23 protein-coding genes and 2 tRNA genes are annotated in these 24,868 nt (G+C 37.6%); 15 read left to right on the forward strand and 10 right to left on the reverse strand.

From position 1 onward, the window contains the following. Nucleotides 1-336 precede the first annotated feature (336 nt). The 4 genes from rplU (at nucleotide 337) to BW964_RS22930 (ending at nucleotide 1,817) form a co-directional block, all read left to right on the forward strand. Nucleotides 337-912 (forward strand): 50S ribosomal protein L21, encoded by a 576-nt coding sequence (rplU, locus tag BW964_RS17495; protein WP_073328790.1) that lies wholly within the window; start codon nucleotides 337-339, stop codon nucleotides 910-912. Between the two features lie 12 nt (nucleotides 913-924). Further along, the gene (gene rpmA / locus BW964_RS17500; RefSeq protein ID WP_034726841.1) at nucleotides 925-1,182 is read left to right on the forward strand and encodes a 50S ribosomal protein L27; all 258 of its coding nucleotides are present in this window, start codon (nucleotides 925-927) and stop codon (nucleotides 1,180-1,182) included. Nucleotides 1,183-1,345: 163 nt separating this feature from the next. Continuing rightward, entirely contained in the window at nucleotides 1,346-1,513 is a 168-nt protein-coding gene (locus BW964_RS22590) for a bacteriocin-like protein (RefSeq protein WP_165789187.1), read from the forward strand. 136 nt (nucleotides 1,514-1,649) lie between these two features. Further along, the gene (locus BW964_RS22930) at nucleotides 1,650-1,817 is read left to right on the forward strand and encodes a bacteriocin-like protein (protein WP_449384815.1); all 168 of its coding nucleotides are present in this window, start codon (nucleotides 1,650-1,652) and stop codon (nucleotides 1,815-1,817) included. 273 nt (nucleotides 1,818-2,090) lie between these two features. Here the strand turns inward: BW964_RS22930 and BW964_RS17505 are convergent, their stop codons facing one another. The 7 genes from BW964_RS17505 to BW964_RS17535 all read right to left on the reverse strand — a co-directional run bounded on the left by BW964_RS17505 (nucleotide 2,091) and on the right by BW964_RS17535 (nucleotide 9,398). Continuing rightward, nucleotides 2,091-4,619, reverse strand: coding sequence for a DUF5686 family protein (locus BW964_RS17505; RefSeq protein WP_228432040.1), 2,529 nt, complete (start codon nucleotides 4,617-4,619; stop codon nucleotides 2,091-2,093). A 646-nt stretch (nucleotides 4,620-5,265) separates the two neighbouring features. After that, nucleotides 5,266-5,342, reverse strand: a tRNA-Asn gene (locus BW964_RS17510). Between the two features lie 137 nt (nucleotides 5,343-5,479). Beyond that, nucleotides 5,480-6,199 (reverse strand): AAA family ATPase, encoded by a 720-nt coding sequence (locus tag BW964_RS17515; protein ID WP_076509124.1) that lies wholly within the window; start codon nucleotides 6,197-6,199, stop codon nucleotides 5,480-5,482. Nucleotides 6,200-6,284: 85 nt separating this feature from the next. Continuing rightward, a tRNA-Asn gene (locus tag BW964_RS17520) sits at nucleotides 6,285-6,361 on the reverse strand. Between the two features lie 81 nt (nucleotides 6,362-6,442). Beyond that, nucleotides 6,443-7,924 carry an RIP metalloprotease RseP gene (gene rseP / locus BW964_RS17525; protein ID WP_076509126.1) on the reverse strand — a complete coding sequence of 494 codons (1,482 nt, stop codon included), beginning with the start codon at nucleotides 7,922-7,924 and terminating at the stop codon, nucleotides 6,443-6,445. Nucleotides 7,925-8,027: 103 nt separating this feature from the next. After that, complete coding sequence (locus BW964_RS17530; protein WP_076509128.1) at nucleotides 8,028-8,468, reverse strand: DUF6646 family protein; 441 nt, start codon at nucleotides 8,466-8,468, stop codon at nucleotides 8,028-8,030. Between the two features lie 102 nt (nucleotides 8,469-8,570). Beyond that, on the reverse strand, nucleotides 8,571-9,398 hold the full coding sequence (locus tag BW964_RS17535) for a sialate O-acetylesterase (RefSeq protein WP_165789186.1): 828 nt from the start codon (nucleotides 9,396-9,398) through the stop codon (nucleotides 8,571-8,573). Nucleotides 9,399-9,612: 214 nt separating this feature from the next. Here BW964_RS17535 and BW964_RS17540 point away from each other — a divergent pair, with 214 nt between their 5' ends. After that, the gene (locus BW964_RS17540) at nucleotides 9,613-10,365 is read left to right on the forward strand and encodes a nitrilase-related carbon-nitrogen hydrolase (RefSeq protein WP_076509131.1); all 753 of its coding nucleotides are present in this window, start codon (nucleotides 9,613-9,615) and stop codon (nucleotides 10,363-10,365) included. Nucleotides 10,366-10,431: 66 nt separating this feature from the next. On the opposite strand, the gene BW964_RS17545 is transcribed toward BW964_RS17540, so the two are convergent. The 3 genes from BW964_RS17545 to BW964_RS17555 form a co-directional block, all read right to left on the reverse strand. After that, nucleotides 10,432-10,731, reverse strand: coding sequence for a thioredoxin family protein (locus BW964_RS17545; RefSeq protein WP_034701246.1), 300 nt, complete (start codon nucleotides 10,729-10,731; stop codon nucleotides 10,432-10,434). A gap of 62 nt (nucleotides 10,732-10,793) precedes the next feature. Beyond that, a complete protein-coding gene (locus BW964_RS17550) occupies nucleotides 10,794-11,168 on the reverse strand; it encodes a rhodanese-like domain-containing protein (RefSeq protein ID WP_076509132.1) in 375 nt (124 codons plus the stop codon). Nucleotides 11,169-11,173: 5 nt separating this feature from the next. Then, entirely contained in the window at nucleotides 11,174-12,583 is a 1,410-nt protein-coding gene (locus tag BW964_RS17555) for an MBL fold metallo-hydrolase (RefSeq protein ID WP_076509134.1), read from the reverse strand. Nucleotides 12,584-12,948: 365 nt separating this feature from the next. On the opposite strand from BW964_RS17555, the gene BW964_RS17560 reads away from it, so the two are divergent. The 10 genes from BW964_RS17560 (at nucleotide 12,949) to BW964_RS17605 (ending at nucleotide 24,864) form a co-directional block, all read left to right on the forward strand. Next, the gene (locus BW964_RS17560; RefSeq protein ID WP_076509135.1) at nucleotides 12,949-14,475 is read left to right on the forward strand and encodes a helicase HerA-like domain-containing protein; all 1,527 of its coding nucleotides are present in this window, start codon (nucleotides 12,949-12,951) and stop codon (nucleotides 14,473-14,475) included. A 391-nt stretch (nucleotides 14,476-14,866) separates the two neighbouring features. Further along, nucleotides 14,867-16,090, forward strand: coding sequence for a 3'-5' exonuclease (locus BW964_RS17565; RefSeq protein WP_076509137.1), 1,224 nt, complete (start codon nucleotides 14,867-14,869; stop codon nucleotides 16,088-16,090). A 259-nt stretch (nucleotides 16,091-16,349) separates the two neighbouring features. Then, nucleotides 16,350-17,549: a diaminopimelate decarboxylase gene (gene lysA / locus BW964_RS17570; protein ID WP_185117123.1), complete on the forward strand. Its 1,200-nt coding sequence runs from the start codon at nucleotides 16,350-16,352 to the stop codon at nucleotides 17,547-17,549. Nucleotides 17,550-17,945: 396 nt separating this feature from the next. Beyond that, nucleotides 17,946-19,679 carry a thiamine pyrophosphate-dependent enzyme gene (locus BW964_RS17575; RefSeq protein WP_076509140.1) on the forward strand — a complete coding sequence of 578 codons (1,734 nt, stop codon included), beginning with the start codon at nucleotides 17,946-17,948 and terminating at the stop codon, nucleotides 19,677-19,679. Then, entirely contained in the window at nucleotides 19,679-20,923 is a 1,245-nt protein-coding gene (locus BW964_RS17580) for an MFS transporter (protein WP_076509141.1), read from the forward strand. The genes BW964_RS17575 and BW964_RS17580 overlap by 1 nt, the downstream gene beginning before the upstream one ends. 118 nt (nucleotides 20,924-21,041) lie before the next feature. Further along, on the forward strand, nucleotides 21,042-21,527 hold the full coding sequence (locus BW964_RS17585; protein WP_076509143.1) for an energy transducer TonB: 486 nt from the start codon (nucleotides 21,042-21,044) through the stop codon (nucleotides 21,525-21,527). Between the two features lie 9 nt (nucleotides 21,528-21,536). Further along, complete coding sequence (locus BW964_RS17590; RefSeq protein ID WP_076509144.1) at nucleotides 21,537-21,947, forward strand: energy transducer TonB; 411 nt, start codon at nucleotides 21,537-21,539, stop codon at nucleotides 21,945-21,947. A gap of 189 nt (nucleotides 21,948-22,136) precedes the next feature. After that, the gene (miaB, locus tag BW964_RS17595; protein ID WP_076509473.1) at nucleotides 22,137-23,573 is read left to right on the forward strand and encodes a tRNA (N6-isopentenyl adenosine(37)-C2)-methylthiotransferase MiaB; all 1,437 of its coding nucleotides are present in this window, start codon (nucleotides 22,137-22,139) and stop codon (nucleotides 23,571-23,573) included. Nucleotides 23,574-23,582: 9 nt separating this feature from the next. Further along, nucleotides 23,583-24,095, forward strand: a complete 513-nt coding sequence (locus BW964_RS17600) for a hypothetical protein (RefSeq protein WP_076509146.1) — start codon at nucleotides 23,583-23,585, stop codon at nucleotides 24,093-24,095. Then, on the forward strand, nucleotides 24,067-24,864 hold the full coding sequence (locus tag BW964_RS17605) for a tetratricopeptide repeat protein (protein ID WP_076509148.1): 798 nt from the start codon (nucleotides 24,067-24,069) through the stop codon (nucleotides 24,862-24,864). Before BW964_RS17600 ends, BW964_RS17605 begins: the two co-directional genes overlap by 29 nt. Nucleotides 24,865-24,868: the final 4 nt, after the last annotated feature.

Genomic DNA, 24,868 nt, shown 5'->3' on the forward strand with positions numbered 1-24,868 from the left:
GAAATTATTCAAAACATAGTGAATTCATATTTTACATTACTTTTTGTGAAAAAAATAAACCCGATTGTAAATATTAATAGAAATTTATACATGTTATTTTCGTTTGCGCTTTGATATAGCTAAGAAATAAATAGGATATACCGTTGAGTACTGATTTTAAACTGTTGGTAAGAAAGTATTTCTTTTCAAAATGTGTTGCGATTGAATATTTTACAGCGAGGAATTCTTTTACATGACTGTCGATTGTTTTTCTTAAAAAAATACAGATCTGATTGCAAGCTATTTAGAAAATTATTCATATATTTGCACCTCGAAATAACTAAAAATTTATAAACAATGTTTGCAATTGTAGAAATAGCAGGGCTTCAATATAAAGTTGAGCAAGACCAGAAGTTGTTTGTAAACCGTTTAAAAGGAGAAAAAGGAGACAAGGTTTCTTTTGATAAAATTCTTCTTACTGTAAACGGTTCAATCACTGTTGGCGCCCCAGCTGTAAGCGGTATCACTGTAGATGCAGAGATCCTAGACCATGTAAAAGCTGATAAAGTAATCGTTTTCAAAAAGAAAAGAAGAAAAGGTTACCAAGTAAAAAATGGTCACAGACAATCTTTAACTCAGATTCGAATCACTGGTATTACCGGTTTTGAAGCTGGAGCAAAGAAAGTGACTAAAAAAGAAACAGCAAAAACTGAAATTCTTTCTGACAACGCAACTGTTAACTTTGGTGAAGATCACGAACTGAACTATCACTTGAAGAAAAACAACTTGTCTCAGTCTAAAGAAAACAGAGAAACTTTAATTACTTTAGGTAAAGCAGTTAAAGTGGAATTAGAAAAAACTATTCTTACTCACGAAGAAGTAGATGCTGCTATCGTTAAGAATATTGATCAATTTAAAGCACTTAACAAATAATCCAGTAATAAAATGGCACACAAGAAAGGAGTCGGTAGTTCCAAGAACGGTAGAGAGTCTCACTCTAAGAGATTAGGTGTGAAGATTTTCGGTGGACAAGAAGCTATTGCCGGAAATATTATTATCAGACAAAGAGGTACTCAGCACCACCCAGGTGAAAACGTGGGAATGGGTAAAGACCATACTTTGTTTGCATTAGTAGACGGTAAAGTAGTTTTCAGAAAGAAAGCAAATAACAGATCTTTCGTATCTGTAGAAGCAAACGCATAATTTTTAAGCGTTTTATAAAATCTAAACCTCGGCATTTGCTGAGGTTTTTTTATGTCTATAGCTGTCAAAGGCAAAAATATTGGGCCAATATTCTAATTATGGTGAAATATTTATATATTTGCGAACCATCAAATCATCAACTAACCAATCAAAACTAATTATTATGAAAAATCTCAGAAAACTACCTAAGAAAGAACTTAGAACCATTGAAGGTGGGGCTTTGGCTTGTCCACCTCCTGCTACTACTTGTGTACAATGGTGCAGCTGGACAGCGCAGCAAAGACTAAGATGTAAAAATATGATTATAGACGCGGACCCATGTCCGTGTTAATATAAATTGTTATTGAAAAAGGCCTCAGCATAAGCTGAGGCTTTTTTGATGGGTATTTTAAATACACAAATTCGCTAATATTCCAACTTTTGTGAAATATTTATATATTTGTTCAACAACAAATAAAATAATAGCTATGAAAAATTTGAAAAAATTAACGAAGAAAAACTTAAAAGATATTAAGGGGGGTGCAGGACAGTGCCCTTCTACTCCCAGCAAATCATGTGATACTTGGTGTAGATTAACGCCTTGGCAAAAAATACATTGTCTGCGGGATTTTGACGAGCCTTGCGATTGTATTTAATAAAACTAAATAATGCTGAAAAATTTAAAGAATCTAACAAAGAAGAATCTAAAACAAATTAACGGATAAAGATGATGTCCACCCAATCCAGTTACTTGATGTGATATCTGGTGTGGAATGACCCCTTTGCAGAAAATGCGCTGTTTGCTATATATTGCTGAAGGTTGTGAATAGCAGATGTGGGATAGCGGATCGTTCATTGTTTAAGAACTTTACGAATAAAAAATGGGCTGCATCTTCGAAGATACAGCCCATTTTTATATTGTTGTCTGATTAGAATCCTACCTGGAATCCTGCTTTGATTCCAAATGTAGAAATATCCGGTCTGTCGAGATAATTTCCTCTCCAGTTAAAATCTACTCTAAAGATCCTTAGGTTTCCTATTCCTATATTTTCAATTCCGAATCCATATTCAAAATAAATCTGCTCACTAGGGGCGGAATATTTAAATCCATCTACATTGATGGCTTTAGAGGCATCACTCAAAGTTCCGTAGGCACTTCTGATAAATGCAATTTCTCTAAGTTTCAGTTTTTTGATCAATGGAATGAACGATAGTATTTTTCCATTGAAGTGATGTTCAAGGTGGAGCGTTGAATACGTGTCTGCTACAAATTCATAATAATTAAGCTGTGCGAATGTGTTTTGTGCCAGACTGTAAGACTGGTTTCCGGGGATTACATTCTGAAGTCCCAAAGGAACGTTGTCGAAAGTTTTTCCAGCTTCGAAGCTGATCATGGTCTTGCCCCAGCTTCCGATCAGTACAGGTTTGTAAAACATAAACTGAAGTCTGTTGTAATTGAAGTCTCCGTTGAAAAGGCCTTCAATTCCTCTCGTATATTTTAATATAATGGTTGGAGCCAGCGTTCCATGTTCGTAGCGGTCTACTCCGGTCTGGGAGAATTTAGCTCCCGGCCTTGCAATTAAGCTAAGGGTAACGTGAGAATCATTAAGGGTTTTGCGCAGATCACCGTTGCGGTAATACATCAGGCTGAACTTCTCGGGATTGGCAGATTTGATGCTCTGTAGGGTCCCGTCTACTCGTACCTGGAAATTTTTCCAAGGTTCAATAGCTGCGAAAATATTAGTCTTGTTTATAGAGCTCAGGGAAGCATTCTCTCCTCTTGCAAAAAGGGTAGAGGATGCAAAAGTCCTGGCCATAATTCCGTCATCAGTCGTAAGTTGCACTCCAAGCTGTTCTATGTCTCGCTTAGTTCCTGCGCCAATCATAAATCTGTTGACCCTGTTGAACATGTAGCGTGCTTCCGCTCCGTATTTAACCTGTTGGTCTTTGAATCCGTATGCGGTATAAAACTGAACTCTCCAGGGATCATTTTGCCCGAAATAGGTTCTGGCTCCCAGTCTTATTCTGTCTCCTTCAACTTCATTTTTACCATAGATTGAAAAAATTGGACCGATATCGATCCCTTTAAAAGCATTGTAATATCCTGATGCGAGTGTTTCGTAGATTTTAACAATCCGGTTGAATTTTGGGGTCTGCTGAAGTCTGTCAAGCATCTCATAAACGCCCTGCTCTGATTTTGATAATGAATCTGGTCTCGCTTTTACCCAATAAGCATCGTCTTTATCAACAAATTTATCGTCGTACTCTTCTTCTCTGCGGGTGAATACTTTATCGTCAAGAGGTTTGTTGAATTCATACTGTGAATAATCGACGGACCGTTTTGCAATAATACTTTTTGAAGTCCTTTTTTTCGCAAAAGGGGTGAGCTCTATTTCTGTAATGAATTTTTTGGGAAGGAATGTATTGTCGTCAGGATTATCGTACTCCAGCTCTGTGGAAATACTGTTGATAAAGTTAACATTGATTTTCTGGGTTGATTTTAAGGTGGCCCCCAGAACAGCATAACTGTCTGTGTCTATATAAAGATATCCCTGAAAAGCCAAAACATCTTTTCTTTTGGGCTGGTATCTGATCTTGTAAGCATTCTCTCCGTGGATGGAGATTGTATCGGTTAAATTATAATCATAGGTGCTGAATCCATTGGTTCCAACGGGGCTCGGAAATCCTATGTCAAAATAATTTAACGTATTGTCATAAATATTAATATCTCTGTAAAGGTTCTTTGCCGTAATGGTGATGACCTGATTGTCCTGGAATCCCGATGTTTTTTGAGCTACCAGTAGCCTTTTAGTCTTTTTCCCCGGTTTGTTTTCTCCAAAATTTTCATACATGGACTCATTCAGGAATATAGGAAGTCCTATCTTTCCGCTGGCTGTAGAATCTGCATAGTCAAAAATAAAATCAAGCTTATTGAAGATTTTTTTACTCATAAAAGCACTGTCCAGATTGTTGGCGTCAAACTGGATTTTTTCATATTCTTTATAAGTATAGGTGTCGAATTTTTCTAAACCATTATTTCGTTTTCTTTTCCATACTTCCTGCATAATGGCATACGCCGGATTTTCCTTTTTGTTTTTATACTTAGGTTTTTCGTTGTGGATGACAATTTCAGCAATGGTATTTTCCTTTTCCTGTGAAAGTTTCACAAAAATATTTTCTGCTGTTTCAGGAGTAATGGTAACGGTTTCAGTAGAGTAGTTCTTTTTCGAAAATTTTAGTTTATAAATAATACTATCCGACTGAATGATGAAACTGCTGGCCGAAGTTTTCAAAAAAGGAGTACTGTTATCATTAATAAAGATATCTACACCTGAAATTTCTTTATTGGTTTTGGCATCGGTAATCTTGCCATTCGCTGTGTTTTGGGCATAGGTGAGACAGGATATAAAGAGCAGAAAAAAAAGGTTGTAATATTTGGAGTTGTTATTTAACATCATTTGGTTCTTCAGGCAATTAGCAAAACAAAAAGCGTGCTGTTTATTTAAAAAAGATTATATTTTTTTAACGTTTTCTGTGAAAAATCACAAAACTACAAATGTAACGAAAATAACAGCAAAAGATTGTGGTAATAACTGGCTTGATTAAGGGAAATTTTACCATTATCATTCGGTGTATAATTTATGAATGTGTTTTTTCAATATTCACATCTTTTCCACAATTTATCAGTATAGGAAAATTGGGTTATCAATACCCTTTTAACGTGTTTTCGTCAGGTTATTCACATGATTTTAACAGGTTAATATGGTGTTTTCCATGATATCTTAATACCTTCTTAATAATTTTTCCACAGGTTATTAACAATGTTAATTTATTTATTTTCAATTGATTATTTGGTTTCATGAGCTTTTTCCACAGTGAATAATAGTTATTTGTGGATATCTGAAATGATAGCTAAAAAGAAGAGAAAGTTGACGTCTTTCGCTGTTTTGTGGAAAATTATGCAATGTGGAAAAGTAAGCCGATCGGAATTTAAGTAGAATAGATTAATTGGATAATGGAGACTTGCTGATATTGATGTTTCAAATATCTCCCATTAGCTGAGGTCCGGATACAAAAAAAGACCTACATTTCTGTAAGTCTTTTTGGCTCCTCCTGCTGGGCTCGAACCAGCGACCCTCTGATTAACAGTCAGATGCTCTAACCAACTGAGCTAAGGAGGAATTTTCCTTTGTTTAAGGTGCTGCAAATATAAAAGGAATATTAATATCAGGCAAATTTTATCCTCAATTAACGGTATTTTTTGAGCAAAAATGTTGAATTTCAGGAAGAAATATTTTAATATCTTTTTGGGTTTAGTCTAATAATCTTCAAATAAATGACGGAAATAGAGTTCCGGGGAATCTAAAAAATTCTTTGTTAGTTGATAATGCTCCGTTTCTTTGTAATGTGTTCTCTGAATCTGGTCGTCTAATAAATAAATTTCAGCACCGGGATAGCTCATCAGAATGGGAGAATGGCTCGAAATAATAAATTGAGCCTTTCCTGCTTTTTCTAATTTATGAATGATGGATAAGAGCGAAAGTTGTCTTTGTGGTGAAAGGGCTGATTCCGGCTCATCAAGGATATAAAGGCCGTTCTGGAAGTGATTATGGAATAAGGAAAGGAAAGCTTCGCCATGCGACTGTTGGTGCAGGGATTTGCCCCCATATGCATCAAGAACCCTTCGGTCTTCTTTGGCGACTTCGTCAATATAAGTGGCAAAGTTGAAAAAGCTTTCAGCTCTCATGAAAAATCCCTGACCTGTTTTGGTTTTCCAGGATAAGGTAAGGTATTCGGAGAGTTCAGATTCTGTCTTGTGAAAATTGTAGTTGTGATTCCGGCTGCCTCCCGATACATTGAAATCACACTTTTCAGCAATAGCTTCCAGTAAGGTAGATTTCCCAATTCCGTTTTCACCAACGAAAAAAGTAACATTGCTTTTAAATCTCAGGTCTAAACCTTTGCTTAAAAACGGAAGATTGAAAGGATGATCTTTAGGATGGTCATTTTTTAAATAAATCCGGGATAGGTAGGGCATTGTGCTTATTTGATTAAAGATTGTCAATTCTCATCAGCAAAAGGGATGCAAATAAAAAAAGACCTACATTTCTGTAAGTCTTTTTTGGCTCCTCCTGCTGGGCTCGAACCAGCGACCCTCTGATTAACAGTCAGATGCTCTAACCAACTGAGCTAAGGAGGAATGTCCTTTGTTTTAAGTGGTGCAAATATAGGACGAATATTTATACCTTACAAATATTTTTTGGAAAAAATTTCAAAAAAATTATAAACTGCCGGTGACTGCTTTAAAGATATCGCTTCCGAAGATCAGTAACATCAATCCTAACAGGAAGATAACCCCGATCATCTGTGCATTTTCCAATACTTTCTGAGGAACCGGTTTTCCCGTAATTACTTCCCACAGCGTAAATAAAACGTGTCCACCATCAAGTCCCGGGATCGGAATAAGGTTCAGGAATGCCAACCATACAGAGAACATGGCTGTAAAACTCCAGAACATACTCCAGTTAACCGATACTGATCCGTCTTTCGACTTCTCTACAGGCATATTTTTGATGATCGCCAAAGGACCCCCTACTTTTTTATATCCCTGAACTTTCTTGTTGAATACCAGTTTAAACTGCTTCACCTGGTAGGTCAAACTTTCAATACTTCTGGTAAATCCTCTTCCGATAGATTCTACAAACGTGAAATGTTGTGTGCTGGCGAACTTTTGCATTTGCTTATAAGACATAATGCCTAGTGTACCTTCTTTGGAAACCTGAAGAGTTAAAGGATGTACTGTCCCGGCTCTTAATACTTCCGTATTAATTGCTTTTCCTGAATTCTTTACAACAACACCTTGCAGTTCGTCATAATAACTGATTTTCTGACCATTTACAGATACTACCTGGTCTCCTATTTTTAAACCTGCTTCAGCTGCTTTAGGATTCACGATGGAATCAATAATAGGTAAAGACCTTGGCGTAAGGAATGCTCTTGGATTTTCATCTTTGAAAGCCAGTGCTTTTCCGTCGTCATTCGTGTTGAAAGTGACCTCCTTACCATTTCTTAGGACAGTTACCTGATCACTTAATAAAATATCCAAAGACAGTTTATCCAGATTGTTCTGGACCTTTCCGTCTACTTTTAAGATTTTATCACCGTCCTCAAAGCCCATTGCTTTTGCAATATTGGTATAATGCATCGGGGTCTCTACTTTCGTTGTATCAAAAGAAGTTTCTCCGTTGAAGTAAGAAAGACTTCCGAAAATGATCCAGGCAAGGAAAAAGTTAACCGTAACTCCTCCAAGCATAATGATCAGTCTCTGCCATGCTGGTTTAGACCTGAACTCCCATGGTTCTGCAGGTTTTTTCATCTGCTCGGTATCCATGCTTTCGTCGATCATTCCTGCAATTTTCACATAACCGCCAAAAGGAAGCCATCCGATTCCGTATTTTGTCTGCTCGGGATGCTTTCTCCAGTCATTGTCGGGAAGTTTTGATATATCGATAGGAACTTCTTTCTCTTTTCCGTCTACTACGATAGTTTCTGTGTCCGGAAGGTTTTTCGAAATAAATTTATACTGCCATTTTCCGTTGATCTTCTTCATTGAAAAGATCGAAAACCATGGATCGAAAAACAGGAAGAATTTCTCAGCTCTGGTCTTAAACCATTTTGCCGGTAAAAAGTGTCCAAGCTCATGAAGAACTACTAAAATAGAAATACTTAGTATGAACTGGAAAATCTTGATTGCTAATTCCATTAATAATTTTTAGATTTTAATTTGCAAAGGTAAGAATTATCAAAACTATGCCAAATAAAAAAGCCCCTCTAAATGAGAAGCTTTGTCATATATTAAGCCGATCTTACAGATTAAATGAAACGCCTATACTGCCGTTGTTGCCTACTTCTGCAAAAACCCCCACTTTCTCTGTGAAAAAGTAACGAGCTCCAATGTGGGCTCCAATCCCAAAATCTCTGCCCAGTACTCCTACGTCAACTCCAGGATAAATATCCCATTTAGCAGGTAGGTCAAGTGCTTCCTGAAGGTGGAAATTCACCCTTCCGAATACAAAAACGCGGTTGTCTTTATCGTTATCTTTATAATCACTAAAGTAAGCGTTAAGCCCTGCTCCAACAGATACAAGCTTGTTCAGTCCATAGTCATAAGTTCCTGTAACTCCCGTTCCATATCCCCAGGCACTCAGCCCGAGCTGAATTTTCTGATCACCTTTTCCCGTATAAGCCTGCGCATTGGCGGTAGCTCCACAAAAAATAATCATGAATGTAAAAATTAACTTCTTCATAAACTTTAAATTTTTAATGATAACAATAAGAGGTATTATTATCAAAAATGAAACCGAATATTTCAGAAAATATAAAATTCACAGAATATCAATGGTATTTTTCTAGTGGACCAGCGTATTATATTTTTCAAAATATCTTAATCCCAGCTCTCTTTGGCCTTTTGCATCAAAGTGTATATGATCATAGGAATTATTCAGCTTAGTGATTTCAAAAGGAAATGTAGGGTCTGCATATGCTGAATTGTTAACTCTGTTTGGGGTCGTTTTGATCTTTTCCTGCTGTGCAATTCTTGAAGGATGTCTGTTCACCCAGAATGGAACCATTCCCCCCAATACAATTGGAAGGTTAGGGTCATTTAAATCCCTTCGTATATCTCCAATAAATTTGTCCAGTAATGTAGTATAATTTGTGGTATTTACATTATGTTCTCCCTGATGCCATAATATACCTTTTATAGAACTTCCGGGATTATTATTAAGAGCTGTTAAAGTTCTCTTTACTGCATCATTATACAGGGTGGTATTCTTAGACCATTGCTGTATGGTGGTACCTCCATATCCGCAAGGAACGAGCAATATTTTACGATCGGGTTTTAGCAAATATTGTTTATATTTTTTTGCGAAAGTTAATCCGAAACCTATCTTGTTGTTATTGGAGGTCCAATGGTGTAAAGTTTCACTGGCGACAACAATTTTATTATTGAGTGCACCACGCCTCCCTACTTGGAAAATATCAGGGTCAACGGTATCTATCATTGGATCGTAACCTATTCCATAATGGGTATTGGATTGTCCAGCGATTAAAAAAATATCATACTGTGGTGCGGCTGTTTTTGAATGTAATAAATGAACTTCTTCTTCAATGCTGTCTGTTGTGTTTGTACAGTGGACAAAAAAGAATGCCAGAAGTACTGGAATAAATTTTTTCATAGGTTTATGTTTAATCATCATTTGTTGTGTAATATATTTGTTTACTGATAAATTTGTAAAAATTCTTTAGTAATTTGCTTTTGGATTATTCAACTAATTGGTAGATGAATTTTATCCCCTGTTCTGAATGTTTTTTTGGGTCGGAACAAGGGGTTATTAATCTCTTATTTGTGATATATATATCAATTTTTATGCCATTTGAAATGTAAATAATATGAAAATTATAGGATTAAATTTAGATATTGTCTGGAAAGACAAGAAGAAAAATTTTCAAATAATCGAGGATCAGTTGAAAGATCTGGAAGCGGATATTTTTCTGCTTCCCGAAATGTTTTCTACAGGATTCTGTATGGATGCGGCTGAAGTTTCGGACAGACATGAAGAATCTCTGGAATTTCTGAAAAAGATGTCAAAAGAAAAAAAGGCAGCCTTTTGCGGAAGTGCTCCGGTAGAAATGGGGGAACGTTTTTATAACAGAATGTATTTTGTGCAGCCTGACTCCGAAAGTTTTTTCTACGACAAAAGGCATCTGTTTTCTTTTTCAGGAGAAGATCAGGTGTATAGTCCGGGACATAAAAGGGTCATTGTGAATTATAAAGGAATCCGGATTTTACTTCAGGTATGCTACGATCTTCGGTTTCCGGTATTCGCAAGAAATAATGATGATTATGATGCTGTTTTGTATATCGCCAACTGGCCTGAGAAGAGAGTAGGAGCGTGGGAACATCTTTTAAAAGCCAGAGCGATCGAAAATCTGTCTTTCGTTTTTGGGTTAAACAGAATTGGGACAGACGGAAATAATCTTTTTTATCAGGAGAGTTCGCATTGCTTTTTTGCAGACGGAACGGAAATTTCTAAAAAAGAAGGAAATATCATCTCTGCGGAACTGAATATGGATGAATTGAAAGACTTCAGAAAACACTTTCAGTTTCTCAACGACAGAGATAGGTTTACAATGGATTTATAGGAAAAGGCTGAGGCTAAGAATGAAACCAGAAGATATTCTGCTTCAATCTTAGCCTCAGCCTTAATTTTAAGAATACTGTTTAAGCAATTCCGTGAGTGTATTCACATCATGAACACCGCTTTCTTTCCATAAAAGTTCCCCGTTTTTGAAAACGGCCAATGTTGGAACACCTCGTACACCATATTGTGCGGCCAATGCCGGATATTGGTCTACATCTACTTTGATAATTCTGGCTCCTTCACCTATATTTTCCTTTACCGTGTTTAAAACAGAGGATTGTACTTTGCATGGCTGACACCACGTAGCAAAAAAGTCAATAAGTACCGGTCTCTCCGAATTGATGATTTCCTGAAATTTCTGTGACATAGTTTTAGTTTTATCAGAACCATTAAGATTCACCATAATCAATCTTAATGGCTTAATTATTTTTACTTTCCGGATGATTTCTCATCCTGTATTGCTTTTACATTTTTCCAGCTGGTCCCGTCATAAGCCTCTACGCCGTTTTTCTTTAGGATTTCCATTGCCTGATCAGCCTGTATTCCTTTGTTACAGAAAACCACTACTTTTTTGCCTTTCAGCAGATTTATATTATTCTGTAGTTCGGCTAAAGGAATATTAAGAGCATTTTTTGCGGTCCCTGCTTCATACTGCTCGGGAATTCTCACATCTACCAGGGTGACATCCGAACTGTTAACCATTTCTCTGATGTCTGCTCGTGGCATCGTTGCCATATCTGTTGTTTTACAGGCAGTTAATGTCAATGCTGTAGCGATAATAAACCAGAAAATCTTTATTTTCATGAAAATTATAGGGTCTTTGACTGACATACAAAATCTGTAGTTGGTAATTTTTCTGTCTTCTTAATTCCATTGAATCCGCCTTCTATTTCGGTGAAGTTTCTGATTCCGTGTGCATTAAGGATGCTTGCTGCGATCATACTTCTGTATCCACCTGCACAATGAAGAAAGAAATGTTCAGAGTCATCAATGGTTTTTACCCAGTCACTGATGGTATCCAATGGCTTGTTGAAGGCATTGTCAACGTGTTCTGCAGAATATTCGCTCAGTTTTCTGACATCGATTACTTTAGCACTTTCTGTAAACTGTTCAGCGAATTCAGCAGGAGATATTCTTTTGATGTCGTCAGTTTCTTTTCCTGCATCTTTCCAGGCACTGAAACTGCCGTCAAGATATCCTAAAACATTGTCGAAACCTACTCTGCTTAATCTGGTAATGACCTCTTCTTCAGTTCCCTCATCAACGACCAGTAAAAGAGGATGCTTTACATCTACGATCATATTTCCTACCCATGGCGCGAAATCTCCTTTTAAGCCTATATTGACAGAATTAGGAATAAATCCTTTGTGGAACTCTGCAGGGCTTCTTGTATCTAAAATTAAAGCGCCTGTGTCTTCTGCGAACGCTTCAAAATCTTCAGCAGCAATCGGACTTAAGCCTTTGTTCATTACCACATCCAGGCTTTCGTATCCCCCTTTGTTCATGGCGACATTCATTCCGAAATATTTTGGTGGAGCAGTAAGGCCGTCCAGAACCTCTCTGATAAATGACTCTTTATCCGGCTGGTTCAGCGCGTAATTGGTTCTCTTTTGATTTCCTAAGGTATCTACGGTCTCCTTCTGCATATTTTTTCCACACGCTGATCCTGCACCATGGGCAGGATAAACTGTAACGCTGTCGTCTAAGGGCATAATTTTGGTCTGAAGACTTTCATACAGAATTCCTGCAAGATCTTCCTGAGTAAGATTGGTGGCTTTTTGTGCAAGGTCTGGTCTTCCAACGTCTCCCAGAAAAAGAGTGTCTCCTGTAAAAATAGCTGTTTCAACACCATTTTCGTCGATGAGCAGATAGGTTGTGCTCTCCATCGTGTGTCCCGGAGTATGCAATACTTTTATTTTTATGTTTCCGATTTCAAAAATCTGGTGATCTTCGGCAATGATCGCCTCAAATGCCGGCTGAGCTGTAGGTCCGTAAACGATAGGAGCTCCTGTTTTATGACTTAGATCCAAATGTCCTGAAACAAAATCAGCATGGAAGTGGGTCTCAAAAATATATTTTAAAGTAACATTGTCTTTTTCAAGACGATCCTGGTAAGGTTTTACTTCTCTAAGAGGATCAATAATGACTGCTTCATTCTCTGATACAATATAATAGGCACCCTGAGCCAGACAGCCCGTATATATTTGTTCAATTTTCATTGGGGTCTTTTTTAAATTTTAGATAAAGATACAAAGTATTAGATGAAATGTAAATGAAATGTTAAATTCAGATGATAGTTTCTTTCAATATTCGCGGGGTGAAAGCCTTAAAATCCTTTGTTTTCAAATGGAAAGGGGAGGTCGTGAAAAAGTGATTGAATACAATGTTTTTTATCATGTGCTAAAAATGAAAATAATTATGTAGGGTCATTCATTGCATGGTTACCTTCTCTCATTGTTTAGAATTTGAAGGCAAGAGCTTTCGGTGATTTTTAAAGTGTATTCACTAAGATTATTCTTGAATATGATTTTAATGGTCAGATATTTTACAAAAACTTTTATATTTATAGGTTTAAAAAGATCAGATGGCAGACAAAACACAATTTATTGAAGAACTGAACACAAGATATACTCCCAAAGGAGAGCACATTATACTGGGAAAAGGAATGCTGGACGGTGAAGTAGTACCGGAAGTCAACGTGACGATTCCTCTGAAAACAATCAACCGTCATGGTCTTATTGCAGGTGCCACAGGAACGGGGAAAACAAAAACACTTCAGGTCTTTGCAGAGCAGCTTTCTCATGCAGGAATTCCTTCTTTGGTTTTGGATATTAAAGGAGACTTTTCAGGAATTGCCGAAGCTGGTCAGATGAATCCGGTTATTGAAGAAAGATATGCTAAAACACAACTTCCCTATCATCCGCAGGCATTTCCTGTAGAGCTCATGAGCATTTCCGGTGGAAAGGGAGTGAAGTTAAGAGCGACTGTGACAGAATTCGGTCCGGTTTTGTTAAGCAAGATCCTGGAACTGAATGATACCCAGCAGAGCATTATGTCTATTGTTTTTAAATACTGTGATGATAAAGGTCTTCCGTTAATCGATCTCAATGACTTGAAAAAAGTTCTGCAGTATGTGACAGACAATGCTCAGGGGAAAGCTGAACTGGCCGCTAACTATGGTTCTATTGCTTCGGCTTCATTAGGAGCAATACTTAGATCTATTGTGGCTCTTGAACAACAAGGAGCCTCTGACTTCTTTGGAGAATTAAGTTTTGACGTGCATGATCTTTTGGAAACCAGAGATGGAAAAGGAGTGGTCAATATCTTAAGAGTAGCTGAAATACAAAGCAAACCACAACTCTTCTCCACTTTTATGCTTTCTCTTTTTGCAGAAATCTATATGACTTTTCCTGAAGAGGGAGACAGTGGGAAACCAAAACTGGTCCTGTTTATAGATGAAGCTCACCTAATTTTTGATGAAGCTTCCAAATCACTGCTTTCGCAGATTGAAACAATGGTTAAACTGATCCGTTCCAAAGGTGTCGGGATCTATTTTATTACACAGATTCCCGGTGATGTTCCTGAGAATGTACTCTCACAGTTAGGACTGAAGATTCAGCATGCATTGAGAGGTTTTACCGCAAAAGATAAAAAAGAAATTAACAAAGCTGTTGAAAACTACCCGACCACAGAGTTTTATAATGCACCCAGCCTGATCCAGAATCTTGGAATTGGAGAAGCATTTATTACTGCTTTGGATGAAAAAGGAATTCCTACACCACTTGTTCATACCTATCTGATTTCTCCTGAATCCAGAATGGACATTTTAAGTGACGCTGAAATATCAGAACTCACAGGGAAATCAGCACTTGTAGCAAAATACGAACAGCCTGTAGATAAAGAATCCGCTTATGAAATATTAACAAGCAGAATGGAACAGGCCGCTCAAAACTCTGCACCCACCCAAAAAACAAGACCGGTTAAAGAAGAACCCGGAATGTTTGAACAGGTACTTCAAAGCAAAGCAGGACGAACTTTTACCAGCACCTTGATGCGGGAAGGAGCAAAAGCGCTTCTTGGAATGTTTGGACTGGGAGGAAGAAAGAGATAGATTTTAAAATTAATTCCTCGAAAAAATAAACTGCTATGAAAAGAGTATCAGCTTTTTATTAAATAAGGCAGGCTGTTTTGAAGCTGGTCATGGACAGTATCAATGCGGGTTTTACTTTTTTTGAAATATTTTTTGTTATTTTAGCCGCATTGCCTTTATTGGTAAATAAAAATGGCTGTATCGGTCATTTGCCGGAATATTTCTTTTATAAGTTGGTACGTGTTTTTTAATGTGTCTATGGTCATTAGTTAAGACGTACAGCAAGCAAAATGGCAGCTGTTATGGACCTATGGCATGGGTTATGTACTAGCTTCCTTATCTTAAGTCCCAGTCTTATCATGACGGGAATGATAAAAATTAATTTAAAAATTGCAGTATAATTAAAAATTCAATGTATTCGATTATAGATATAGAAAGTAATGGTGCAGGTTATAGAAAGGAATGCATTATAGATATAGCCATCTACAGGTATGATGGTCAGAAAATTACTGACCAGTTTATTTCTCTTGTCAATCCTGAAAGCGATATTACCCCTTTTGTGCAGAAACTTACCAATATAACGCCCAAAATGGTTAAAACCGCACCAAAATTTCATGAAATTGCAAAAAGAGTCATTGAAATCACTCAGAATACCACACTGGTGGGTCACAATATTGACTTTGATTACAGAATGCTTCGCCAGTCTTTTAAAAGATTGGGGTACGAGTTCCAGACCAGTACTTTAGATACCATTCCTTTAGCGAAAAAGATGATTCCGGATGAAGTAAGTTATTCACTCGGAAAATTGGTGAAATCTTTAGGAATTCCTTTGACCAATCATCACAGAGCCGATGGAGATGCAAGAGCCACGCTGGAATTGTTCAAACTTTTGATTTCAAAAGATACCGAAAATGAGATCATCCAAAAGCAACATGACGAAACCAATTCGAAAACCTATATCAATAAAATCAAGATCCTGACTCAGGATTTACCGAATGAAAAAGGGTTTGTTTACTTTCAGAATGAAGCAGGAAAAATTATTTTATCTGATTACGTTCCGGATATCAATAAATTCTCAAAAAAGGTTTTTAATTCCAAGTCTAAAAAATGGGAACAGGTTCAGCAGGAAGTGGAACAGATCAATTATGAACTTACAGGAACCGATATTATTGCCAAGCTGATTCTGAATTCTAAAAATATCAAAAAGAAGGAAGTATTTCCGTTCGGGCTTTATTTTAGAAACAATAAATATATTGTTGAAAAGAATAAACTGAATAAAACTGAAAAACCCATCCTTAAATTCAGATCATTTACCCAGGGAACAAAAGCCGTTCAGTTCATTGGACTTCAGGAAGAGTTTAATGACATCAATGTGTTCATTAAAAAAATAGATTTCAGAAAAAGAAATGAACTCTGGCTTGGTCAGGGGCGAAAGTTGGGTGAAAAAATGTTCATGATCATTGAAAATGGAAAGATCATGTCTTATGGTTTTTATGACCTGTTTACCCAGATTCAGACCATGAGCAAGATCTCAAAACTGAAGATTGATCTCCCTTTGCCGTCTACAGACTTACACAATGATCTGCAGCTGGCATTACTTCGGGGTGATTTTGAGACCTTACCCTTACCGAAATAATCAAGAAAATCAGACTTTAGAAGTTTTTATCAAAAGAAGATGCTTTCAAATGAATTTTCTTAAAATAAAAAATAAATAGTATTTTTGTAAAAAATAAATAGAAGCAATGCAAAATTTTAAACAAATTAAAACCGGAAAAAAGGGAACTGTAAAGTTTTCCAAGGTTTGGAATATTTAAAAGACTTGTCTTGCATAAAAATAATTAATGTGGCAGGCTCTTTATCCAAGAATCTGCCTTTTTTTATGTTAAAATGAAATTATGAATTCAAAAGAATTATTAAAGATTGCCAATGAGTTTGGCACCCCGGTGTATGTTTATGATGCTGAATCCATCAAAGTTCAATACGAGAAACTTACATCTTCTTTTTTAAAACACACAAAGTTTTTCTATGCGGCAAAGGCGTTGACAAACATCAACATTCTGAAGTATGTCAAGAACTTGGGTGCTTCTTTGGATTGTGTATCTATTAATGAAGTTAAACTAGGGCTAAAAGTAGGATTTCCTAAGGAAAAAATATTGTTTACGCCCAATTGTGTTGACCTTGCTGAAATAGAGGAAGCAATGACTTTCGGAGTTCATATTAACATAGACAACATTTCTATTCTTGAGCAATTCGGGAATAAATACGGAAGTACCTATCCGATCCTGGTAAGAATTAATCCACATATTTTTGCAGGAGGAAACTATAAAATTTCAACAGGACATATCGACAGTAAATTCGGGATTTCCATTCATCAGGTTCGTCATATCGAAAGAGTGATGAAAAGTACGAATCTTAATGTGGAGGGGCTTCATATGCATACCGGAAGCGAGATCAAAGATCCTGATGTGTTCCTGCAGGCGCTGGATATCATGCTGGAGCTTTCCGAGCATTTCCCGAGCCTTAAATATCTGGATATGGGAAGTGGTTTCAAAATTCCTTACCAGGACAGCGAAGAAGAAACAGATGTGAAAACGCTGGGCAAAAAAGTAGAAAAAGTATTGTCTGAGTTCACAAAATCTACAGGACGTAATTTCGAATTATGGTTTGAACCAGGGAAATTCTTAGTAGGGAAAAGCGGTTATCTTTTGGTGAAAGCTAATGTAATCAAGCAGACCACTGCTACCGTTTTTGTAGGCGTAAATTCAGGCTTCAACCACTTGATCCGTCCGATGTTCTACGACTCTTATCATAAGATCGAAAATCTTTCTAATCCTAAAGGAGCGGAAAGAATCTATACGGTGGTAGGGAATATCTGTGAAACAGATACTTTTGCCTGGGATAGAAAATTAAACGAAGTAAGAGAAGGAGATATCCTTGTCTTCCATAATGCAGGAGCATACGGTTTTGAAATGAGTTCAAATTTTAACTCAAGATTAAAACCGGCTGAAGTACTATTCTTGGAGGGAAAAGCACACTTAATCCGTAAAAGAGACGAGTTTGAAGACTTGCTAAGAAATCAGATTGAAGTAATTTAAGAACTAATATAAATGATACACACTCCGCAGTAATCTGCGGAGTGTTTTGTTTAACAGAAAGGCGAAACCGGGATCAATTATACCTTCAGTGGAATTTCTCTTGAGTTTTTAAGAGGATGAAATTCAGCTTTGCTTTACAATCATAAAGCCCCCAATAACCGGAGTTATCTATCTTAATAAAACTTAACCACTTAAAAAATCTTAATGATTTAAAAACTTTCTTCTTCGATAATTACTATTTCAATATGTTGAAATTTTAATAGTCTGTTGGCACAATAATTATTATTTATTAGCTAAATTTGAGAGAGGCAAGGATTTTTTTAATACTAAATACAGGCCCCGATCACTTTTTTTTTCAGTATTCTATAACAAAAATAAACATCAAAAAATAATATTATGGCTAAAAACATAGCAGAGCAGATTGTTGAAATGCTCGAAGATGCCAATGTGAAAAGGATTTATGCAGTAACCGGTGACAGTCTCAACCATCTGAATATTGCCGTGAAAAAAAGCAGCATCGAATGGATTCATGTGAGACATGAAGAAGTAGGAGCCTATGCAGCAGCGGCCGAAGCTGAACTTGACGGGTTTGCGGTGTGCGCAGGAAGCTGCGGCCCGGGACACGTTCATTTGATCAATGGAGTCTACGAAGCTCACAAATCTCACGTTCCAATGCTGGTTATCGCCTCTACCATTCCAAGCGATGAAATGGGAATGGATTATTTCCAGGAAACCAATACCATAAAACTCTTTGATGATTGCAGCCATTACAATCAGATGATTACGCGGCCGGAGCAGGTGCAGAGAACACTACAGACAGCCATTCAGCATGCTATTTCCAAAAAAGGAGTCGCGGTCATCGGACTTCCCGGAGATGTTTCGGAACTGAATGCCGAAGAGGGATCTACTTCTACCCAAATTTTCAGGACCAACCCTGTTATCAGGCCTTCCGATGAGGAATTGAAAAGTCTTGCGAATCTCATCAATGAGAGTAAAAAAGTGACGCTTTATTGTGGAATTGGAGCGGCAGAAGCAAATGCTGAGGTCATAGAATTATCAAAGTTTTTAAAAGCACCGGTCGGTTATTCTTTCCGTGGAAAAATGGCTATTCAGCCTAATAACCCCAATGAAGTAGGACTTACGGGTCTTCTTGGTTTTCCATCAGCCTATCATGCAATGCACGAAGCAGATCTGGTAATCCTTCTGGGAACCGATTTCCCTTATCAAAAATTCATGCCGGTAAAAAATAAAATTGTCCAGATCGATGAAAGCCCCGAAAGATTGGGAAGAAGAGCGAAACTGGAGCTCGGACTTGCAGGAGATGTAAAAGAAACCATTAAAGCATTACTGCCACTGCTTGAAGAAAAAACGGATATTCATTTCCTTCAGGAGCAGCTGGCGTTTTATGAAAAAGTAAAAGAAAATCAGCTCGAATATGTCAAAGACTTTGGAAAGGAAGATGCTATTCAGCCCGAATATGTAGCGCATACCTTGGATAGGCTCGCTAAAAAAGATGCTATTTTTACTGTAGATACCGGGATGTGCTGTGTTTGGGGTGCCCGGTTTATTACAGGAACCGGAGAAAGAAAAATGCTGGGCTCTTTCAATCACGGATCCATGGCCAATGCCATGCCTATGGCTATAGGTGCATCACTGGCTCATCCGGGCAAAGAAGTCATTGCCATGTGTGGAGACGGAGGACTGTCGATGCTTTTGGGAGATATGGCCACCATCTTTCAGTATAAACTTCCGGTAAAATTGATTGTTTTCAATAACAGAACCCTTGGAATGGTAAAGCTGGAAATGGAAGTAGGCGGAATGCCGGATAATGAAACCGATATGATCAATCCTGACTTTGCAATGATCGCTCAGGCTATGGGATATCCGGGGAAAAATGTTCACAAACCCGAAGACGTAGAAAACGCAATAAAAGAATGTCTGGCTTATGACGGGCCTTATCTTCTTAATATATTTACCAATCCAAACGCACTGGCTCTTCCTCCTAAGGTAGACTTGGATCAGGTATTAGGAATGACTAAATCTATGGCGCAACTGATGCTGGGCGGTAAAATGGAAGAAGTGCTGGACACGGTAAAAACCAATTATAAACATATAAAAGGGCTGCTGTAATGAATGCTTCCTTAAAAAGATTCTACGTCATTGCCTGGTTATTGGGGTTAGTGTTTTATTTTCTGGATTATGTAGTACGATCGGCGCCGGCAGTAATGATTCCGGAACTTGTCAATAATTTCAGTACAACAGAATTAAAGCTTGTCAGCCTCATTGGAACCTACTATTATACCTATTCTACATGCAGTTTGATTGCCGGAATTGCTTTGGATAAATTCGGTGGGAAAAGATCTCTTTTCGCAGGAGCGTTAATTCTGGGAATCGGATGTTTACTGTTTCTTGCGTCAGCCTATTCTGGTGGTGTAGCAGGGAGACTGCTTCAGGGCGCCGGTTGTGCTTTTGCATTTCCGGGCTGTGTGTATCTGGCAAGTAAAGGATTTTCTTCAAAATCGCTGGCTACAGCCGTTGGATTTACACAATGTATCGGGATGTTGGGAGGAACTGCGGGACAGTTTGTCGTAGGACCCTGGGTGGAGCAGGGGATTAATATTGATACTTTCTGGCTTTGGTCAGGTATCATTACGGTCATTACAGCATTCTGTCTGTTTCTGGTAATTCCCGGTGAAAAACTGGCTGAAGTAAAACCTGGTGAAACGATTAAAAAAGTAGGATATTTAGAGCCTTATAAAATCGTTTTTAAAAACCCTCAATCCTGGTTGTGTGGTCTTATTTCAGGACTTCTTTTTGCTCCTACCACTATATTTGCCATGACTTGGGGAGTTGCTTTTTTTCAGAAAGATAAAGGGTTTTTGTTTCACGATGCTGCCATCACAAGTGCAATGGTCGCTTTCGGATGGGTATTCGGATGTCCTGTTCTGGGCTTTATTACCGATAAAATCGGAAGACGAAAACCTGTTCTGGTGGGCGGTGCGATCTTAATGATCCTGAGTTTTCTCCAACTGGTTTATCTTCCCGAACTGTATCCTGCCAAGATCAGTATGTTTATTTTCGGGCTAGGCTCCGGAGCTGCCATGATCCCATATTCTATCATTAAAGAAGCCAATCCTGATTATGTAAAAGGAAGCGCAACGGGGGCTATCAATTTTATCACCTTCGGAGTAACCACATTGGTGAGTCCGTTGTTTAGCAGATGGTTCGGGAAAAGCCTGGATGCTTCTTCCGGAGAGATGCATTTTCAACATTCCATCATATTCTGGATCGCAGGCATTGTTCTCGCTGTTTTGATTTCACTGCTATTAAAAGAAACGGGAAGTAAAGCAAACGCTCAGGCTTTAACTGCGTAAAATAAATTTCAATAAAGTCATACAACTTCAGGTGAAAGCCTGAAGTTTTTCTTTTTGACACAAAATTTAAATAATTAACTTTGTTAAAGTAATTTTAATAACTAATGAATACGGTTCTATGAAAGCTTTTACATTATTTATAGCACTCCTTATGGCGAATTTTGCATTGGCCCAGCAGGATGTTGAAGACAGAGACGACAATCCAATCACGGAGAATAACAAAAACCTCCTGAAAATAGACATCCAAGAACCTCTTCTGCAGATTGCGGTGAAGAACTGCAATGATTTCAAGCCAGCAGCATTTGACGGGGGCGTAGCTGTTTATAAGGATACTCTGCAGAAATTTATGTATGATTATCTGAATTCAGATTTTTATGTTCTGAACGGAGATTTCACCTTTACCCTTACCGTAGATAAGACCGGAAAAGTAACCAATATCGAAGGAAGTCCGAAAGTTTCTAACAGCGCTTACTTTTTTGACGATATGAAATATGTAGTAAGACGGATTAAAAAGAACTGGACCCCAGCTTCATGCAACGGCCAGCCTGTGACTTCACAGATCAAACTTAAAATGAAATTCTCTTCAATAACAACAGATCTATAACCTGATCAGATGAAAAAATACCTTTTATTACTGCCTTTATTGTTCATTGGAATGAAAGGATTTTCCCAACAAACCACACAGACTGAAGTAACAACGTACACTGAAAAAGCAGAATTTCCCGGTGGAGACCAGGCTTTCAGAAAGCAATTCATGGAGATGCTTTACGCTTATGTGGATACCCAGAGTTATGCGATCAATGGCAAAGTAACTTTTGTGATCAATATATCGCTGGATGGGAAAATGAACCGTCTTGATATTCTTCCCAAGATCGGAAACAGCGAAATGTTTGTAGATGACGTAAAGTATGCAATGAAAAAGATCAAAGGAAAATGGAAACCTGCTATGAAGGATACGACTCCGGTAGATTCTAAAATGATTGTTAAGGTTAATTTCAGTACCCATGGATATGATGAAGATTAGTATTTTTTCTTATTATCGGATATATTCCTGATGAGTTTATCTGGACAGGAAGTTGCATAGAATCTTCCAGAATAATCCCCTGCCATTCTGTCTCAATATTTTGTATCTTTGCAGACTAATCTGTTTAGGGGTGAAAAATTCATGAATTGAACTTTTGGAACTTGAATCCTAAACATCAAATTGATTACAGTGCAGGAAAAATATATAGACGAAACAAAACAGGGAGAAGCTTTTGCCATCGCTGAAAGACCCGAGAATTCTAAAAAACTTTTTTTAGAAAGCTATGGGTGTCAGATGAACTTCTCTGATTCTGAAATTGTTGCATCTATTCTTAATGAGCAAGGGTACAATACCACGCTGAAAGTAGAAGAAGCAGATCTTATCCTTTTGAATACCTGTTCGATCCGTGAAAAAGCGGAGCAGACCGTAAGAATGCGTCTTGCCCAGTTCAAAAATCTGAAGAAACAGAAACCAAACATGACGGTTGGTGTTCTGGGATGTATGGCTGAACGTTTAAAGACCAAATTCTTAGAAGAAGAACAATTGGTAGATCTTGTGGTAGGCCCCGATGCTTACAGGGATCTTCCCAACCTTTTGAAGGAAACGGAAGACGGAAGAGATGCCATCAATGTCATTCTTTCAAAAGAAGAAACTTACGCAGATATCAACCCGGTCCGTTTAGGCGGAAATGGCGTTACAGCATTTGTAACCATTACCAGAGGCTGTGATAATATGTGTACATTCTGTGTAGTGCCGTTTACCAGAGGCCGCGAAAGAAGCCGCGATCCGCATTCCATCATTCAGGAATGCCAAAACCTTTTAGATAACGGATATAAAGAAATTACCCTTTTAGGACAAAATGTAGACTCTTACTTATGGTACGGAGGAGGTCCTAAAAAAGACTTTGTCAAAGCTTCTGAAATGCAGAAAGCAACAGCCGTTGATTTTGCTCACCTGCTTGATTTGGTGGCTAAAGCTGTTCCGGAAATGAGAATCAGATTCTCAACGTCCAACCCTCAGGATATGAGTCTGGACGTATTCAGAATGATTGCAAAACATGACAACATCTGCAATTACGTTCACCTGCCTGTACAAAGCGGAAGCAACAATATGCTTTTGGCGATGAACAGACAGCATACCCGTGAAGAATATTTAGATTTAATTAAAAAAGCAAAGGAGATTGTTCCTGATATTGCTTTTTCTCAGGATATGATCATCGGTTTCTGTAATGAAACGGAAGAAGATCATCAGGATACCTTAAGTCTGATGAAAGAAGTGGAATACGACTACGGTTATATGTTTGCTTATTCGGAAAGACCCGGAACACCGGCGCATAAGAAAATGGAGGATAATATTCCGTTTGAAGTAAAGCAGAAACGTCTGAATGAGGTTATTGAACTTCAGCGCGAGCTATCCAGAAAAAGGATGGAAACTTACGTCGGAAGAACGCACCAGATTTTGATCGAAGGAACCTCTAGAAAGAATAAAAATCAGTGGAAGGGAAGAAATTCCCAGAATGCGGTTTGTGTATTTGATGTACTGGAAGGCCAGAAAATTGGTGACATTGTGAGTGTATTTGTGTATGACAATACACAGGGCACGCTTTTAGGGAGAACAGCAGAATAACGTAAGATTTTGATTAAAGCAGTTTATCTTTTTGCTTTATTTTTCTGTATTCTGATATCATGTCAGACAGAAAAGAACATCAGTAAATATCCTGCAACCGTGGGAGATATAGAATTTGATGAAAAGTTGGATAATCCTGCATTTAAAAAATGTAATTCTGAAAAACTGTTTACCCTTCAGTATTACCAGGGTTTAAAAGAGTTCGACTATAAAGGAGAGAAAATAGCCATTACAGAAAAACTCGAAAAAGAAAAAATATCTTCCGAAAGTAAAACAAACGGTTATATTACCGTAAGATTTTTAGTAAATTGTGAAGGAAAAACAGGATTGTTCAGAGTTCGGCAAATGGATGCAGATCTTAAGGAAACAATTGTAAATAAAGAACTGGGAGAAAGGTTGCTGCGGTTTACACAATCGCTGGACGGCTGGATTCCCAAAGAGATAAAAGGTTTTAAAATAGGCTATTATCAGTATTTAACCTATAAAATTGAGAATGGAAAAGTTTCAGAGGTATTACCTTAGCTTTTTGCTGCTTATCGTTTATACCAATACTATTGCACAGGTTAACTGTAATGCAGTAGAGGGGGAGAACTGCAAAAAAGCTTGTGAGTTATACAACTGGGCTTCAGAGAGACAAGGCAGCCGGGAATCTCAGGAAGCTTTTGATAAAGCTATCGGATTTTGTCCGGATTTCTCCAATTCCTATATGGAGAAAGCAGTTCCATATCTTAAAAACGGAGACTTTGTAACCTGGAAGATTCTTATAGACAAAGCCGTTGCAGCAGATCCTAAAATGCATTTAGGCTACAGAGGCTGGTGCAAATTCCAGTTTCTGCGCGATTACAAAGGGGCGATTCAGGATTTAGAAGAATTAAAAAGATACTACCCCAACGATCTTGGGAGATCCTTAAACGGGGATTATCATTTAGATATCGTGAAAGCTATGTCTTACAGTGCGTTAGGACAAAAAGAAAAAGCTGCCGCGATTATTGAAAGGCTTTTGGCTTCAAAGGGCTATTTCAAAGGAATGTATGACCATTACCAATTGGGGGTCACCTACTTTGAACTTGGCCGATATGACAAAGCTTTAGAAAATTTTGAAAAACAGAGCAAGGAAAATAACTTTGCAGAAAATATATATTTTAAAAGTAAAGTTTCTAAAGTCAGAAACAAAGATTATTTAGATTTAAAGAAGTTAGCATTAATGACTTATGATGAAGGAAAGACCATGAAAGATGTCTACACTCATCATTTTAACAAAGTCTACAGGAAACAGATCGAAGAACTGTAGATTA

Source organism: Chryseobacterium shigense (assembly GCF_900156575.1).
Taxonomy (GTDB): domain Bacteria; phylum Bacteroidota; class Bacteroidia; order Flavobacteriales; family Weeksellaceae; genus Chryseobacterium; species Chryseobacterium shigense.

Bases quoted from the DNA above. Each gene is read 5' to 3' on its own strand.
- BW964_RS17505 (WP_228432040.1), bottom strand. From the start codon at position 4,619: ATGATGTTAAATAACAACTCCAAATATTACAACCTTTTTTTTCTGCTC.
- BW964_RS17560 (WP_076509135.1), top strand. From the start codon at position 12,949: ATGGCAGACAAAACACAATTTATTGAAGAACTGAACACAAGATATACT.
- rplU (WP_073328790.1), top strand. From the start codon at position 337: ATGTTTGCAATTGTAGAAATAGCAGGGCTTCAATATAAAGTTGAGCAA.
- BW964_RS22930 (WP_449384815.1), top strand. From the start codon at position 1,650: ATGAAAAATTTGAAAAAATTAACGAAGAAAAACTTAAAAGATATTAAG.
- BW964_RS17565 (WP_076509137.1), top strand. From the start codon at position 14,867: ATGTATTCGATTATAGATATAGAAAGTAATGGTGCAGGTTATAGAAAG.
- BW964_RS17555 (WP_076509134.1), bottom strand. From the start codon at position 12,583: ATGAAAATTGAACAAATATATACGGGCTGTCTGGCTCAGGGTGCCTAT.
- rpmA (WP_034726841.1), top strand. From the start codon at position 925: ATGGCACACAAGAAAGGAGTCGGTAGTTCCAAGAACGGTAGAGAGTCT.
- BW964_RS17590 (WP_076509144.1), top strand. From the start codon at position 21,537: ATGAAAAAATACCTTTTATTACTGCCTTTATTGTTCATTGGAATGAAA.
- BW964_RS17605 (WP_076509148.1), top strand. From the start codon at position 24,067: ATGGAAAAGTTTCAGAGGTATTACCTTAGCTTTTTGCTGCTTATCGTT.
- BW964_RS17545 (WP_034701246.1), bottom strand. From the start codon at position 10,731: ATGTCACAGAAATTTCAGGAAATCATCAATTCGGAGAGACCGGTACTT.
- BW964_RS22590 (WP_165789187.1), top strand. From the start codon at position 1,346: ATGAAAAATCTCAGAAAACTACCTAAGAAAGAACTTAGAACCATTGAA.
- BW964_RS17585 (WP_076509143.1), top strand. From the start codon at position 21,042: ATGAAAGCTTTTACATTATTTATAGCACTCCTTATGGCGAATTTTGCA.
- BW964_RS17575 (WP_076509140.1), top strand. From the start codon at position 17,946: ATGGCTAAAAACATAGCAGAGCAGATTGTTGAAATGCTCGAAGATGCC.
- BW964_RS17550 (WP_076509132.1), bottom strand. From the start codon at position 11,168: ATGAAAATAAAGATTTTCTGGTTTATTATCGCTACAGCATTGACATTA.
- BW964_RS17540 (WP_076509131.1), top strand. From the start codon at position 9,613: ATGAAAATTATAGGATTAAATTTAGATATTGTCTGGAAAGACAAGAAG.
- BW964_RS17535 (WP_165789186.1), bottom strand. From the start codon at position 9,398: ATGAAAAAATTTATTCCAGTACTTCTGGCATTCTTTTTTGTCCACTGT.
- BW964_RS17580 (WP_076509141.1), top strand. From the start codon at position 19,679: ATGAATGCTTCCTTAAAAAGATTCTACGTCATTGCCTGGTTATTGGGG.
- lysA (WP_185117123.1), top strand. From the start codon at position 16,350: ATGAATTCAAAAGAATTATTAAAGATTGCCAATGAGTTTGGCACCCCG.
- BW964_RS17530 (WP_076509128.1), bottom strand. From the start codon at position 8,468: ATGAAGAAGTTAATTTTTACATTCATGATTATTTTTTGTGGAGCTACC.
- rseP (WP_076509126.1), bottom strand. From the start codon at position 7,924: ATGGAATTAGCAATCAAGATTTTCCAGTTCATACTAAGTATTTCTATT.
- BW964_RS17515 (WP_076509124.1), bottom strand. From the start codon at position 6,199: ATGCCCTACCTATCCCGGATTTATTTAAAAAATGACCATCCTAAAGAT.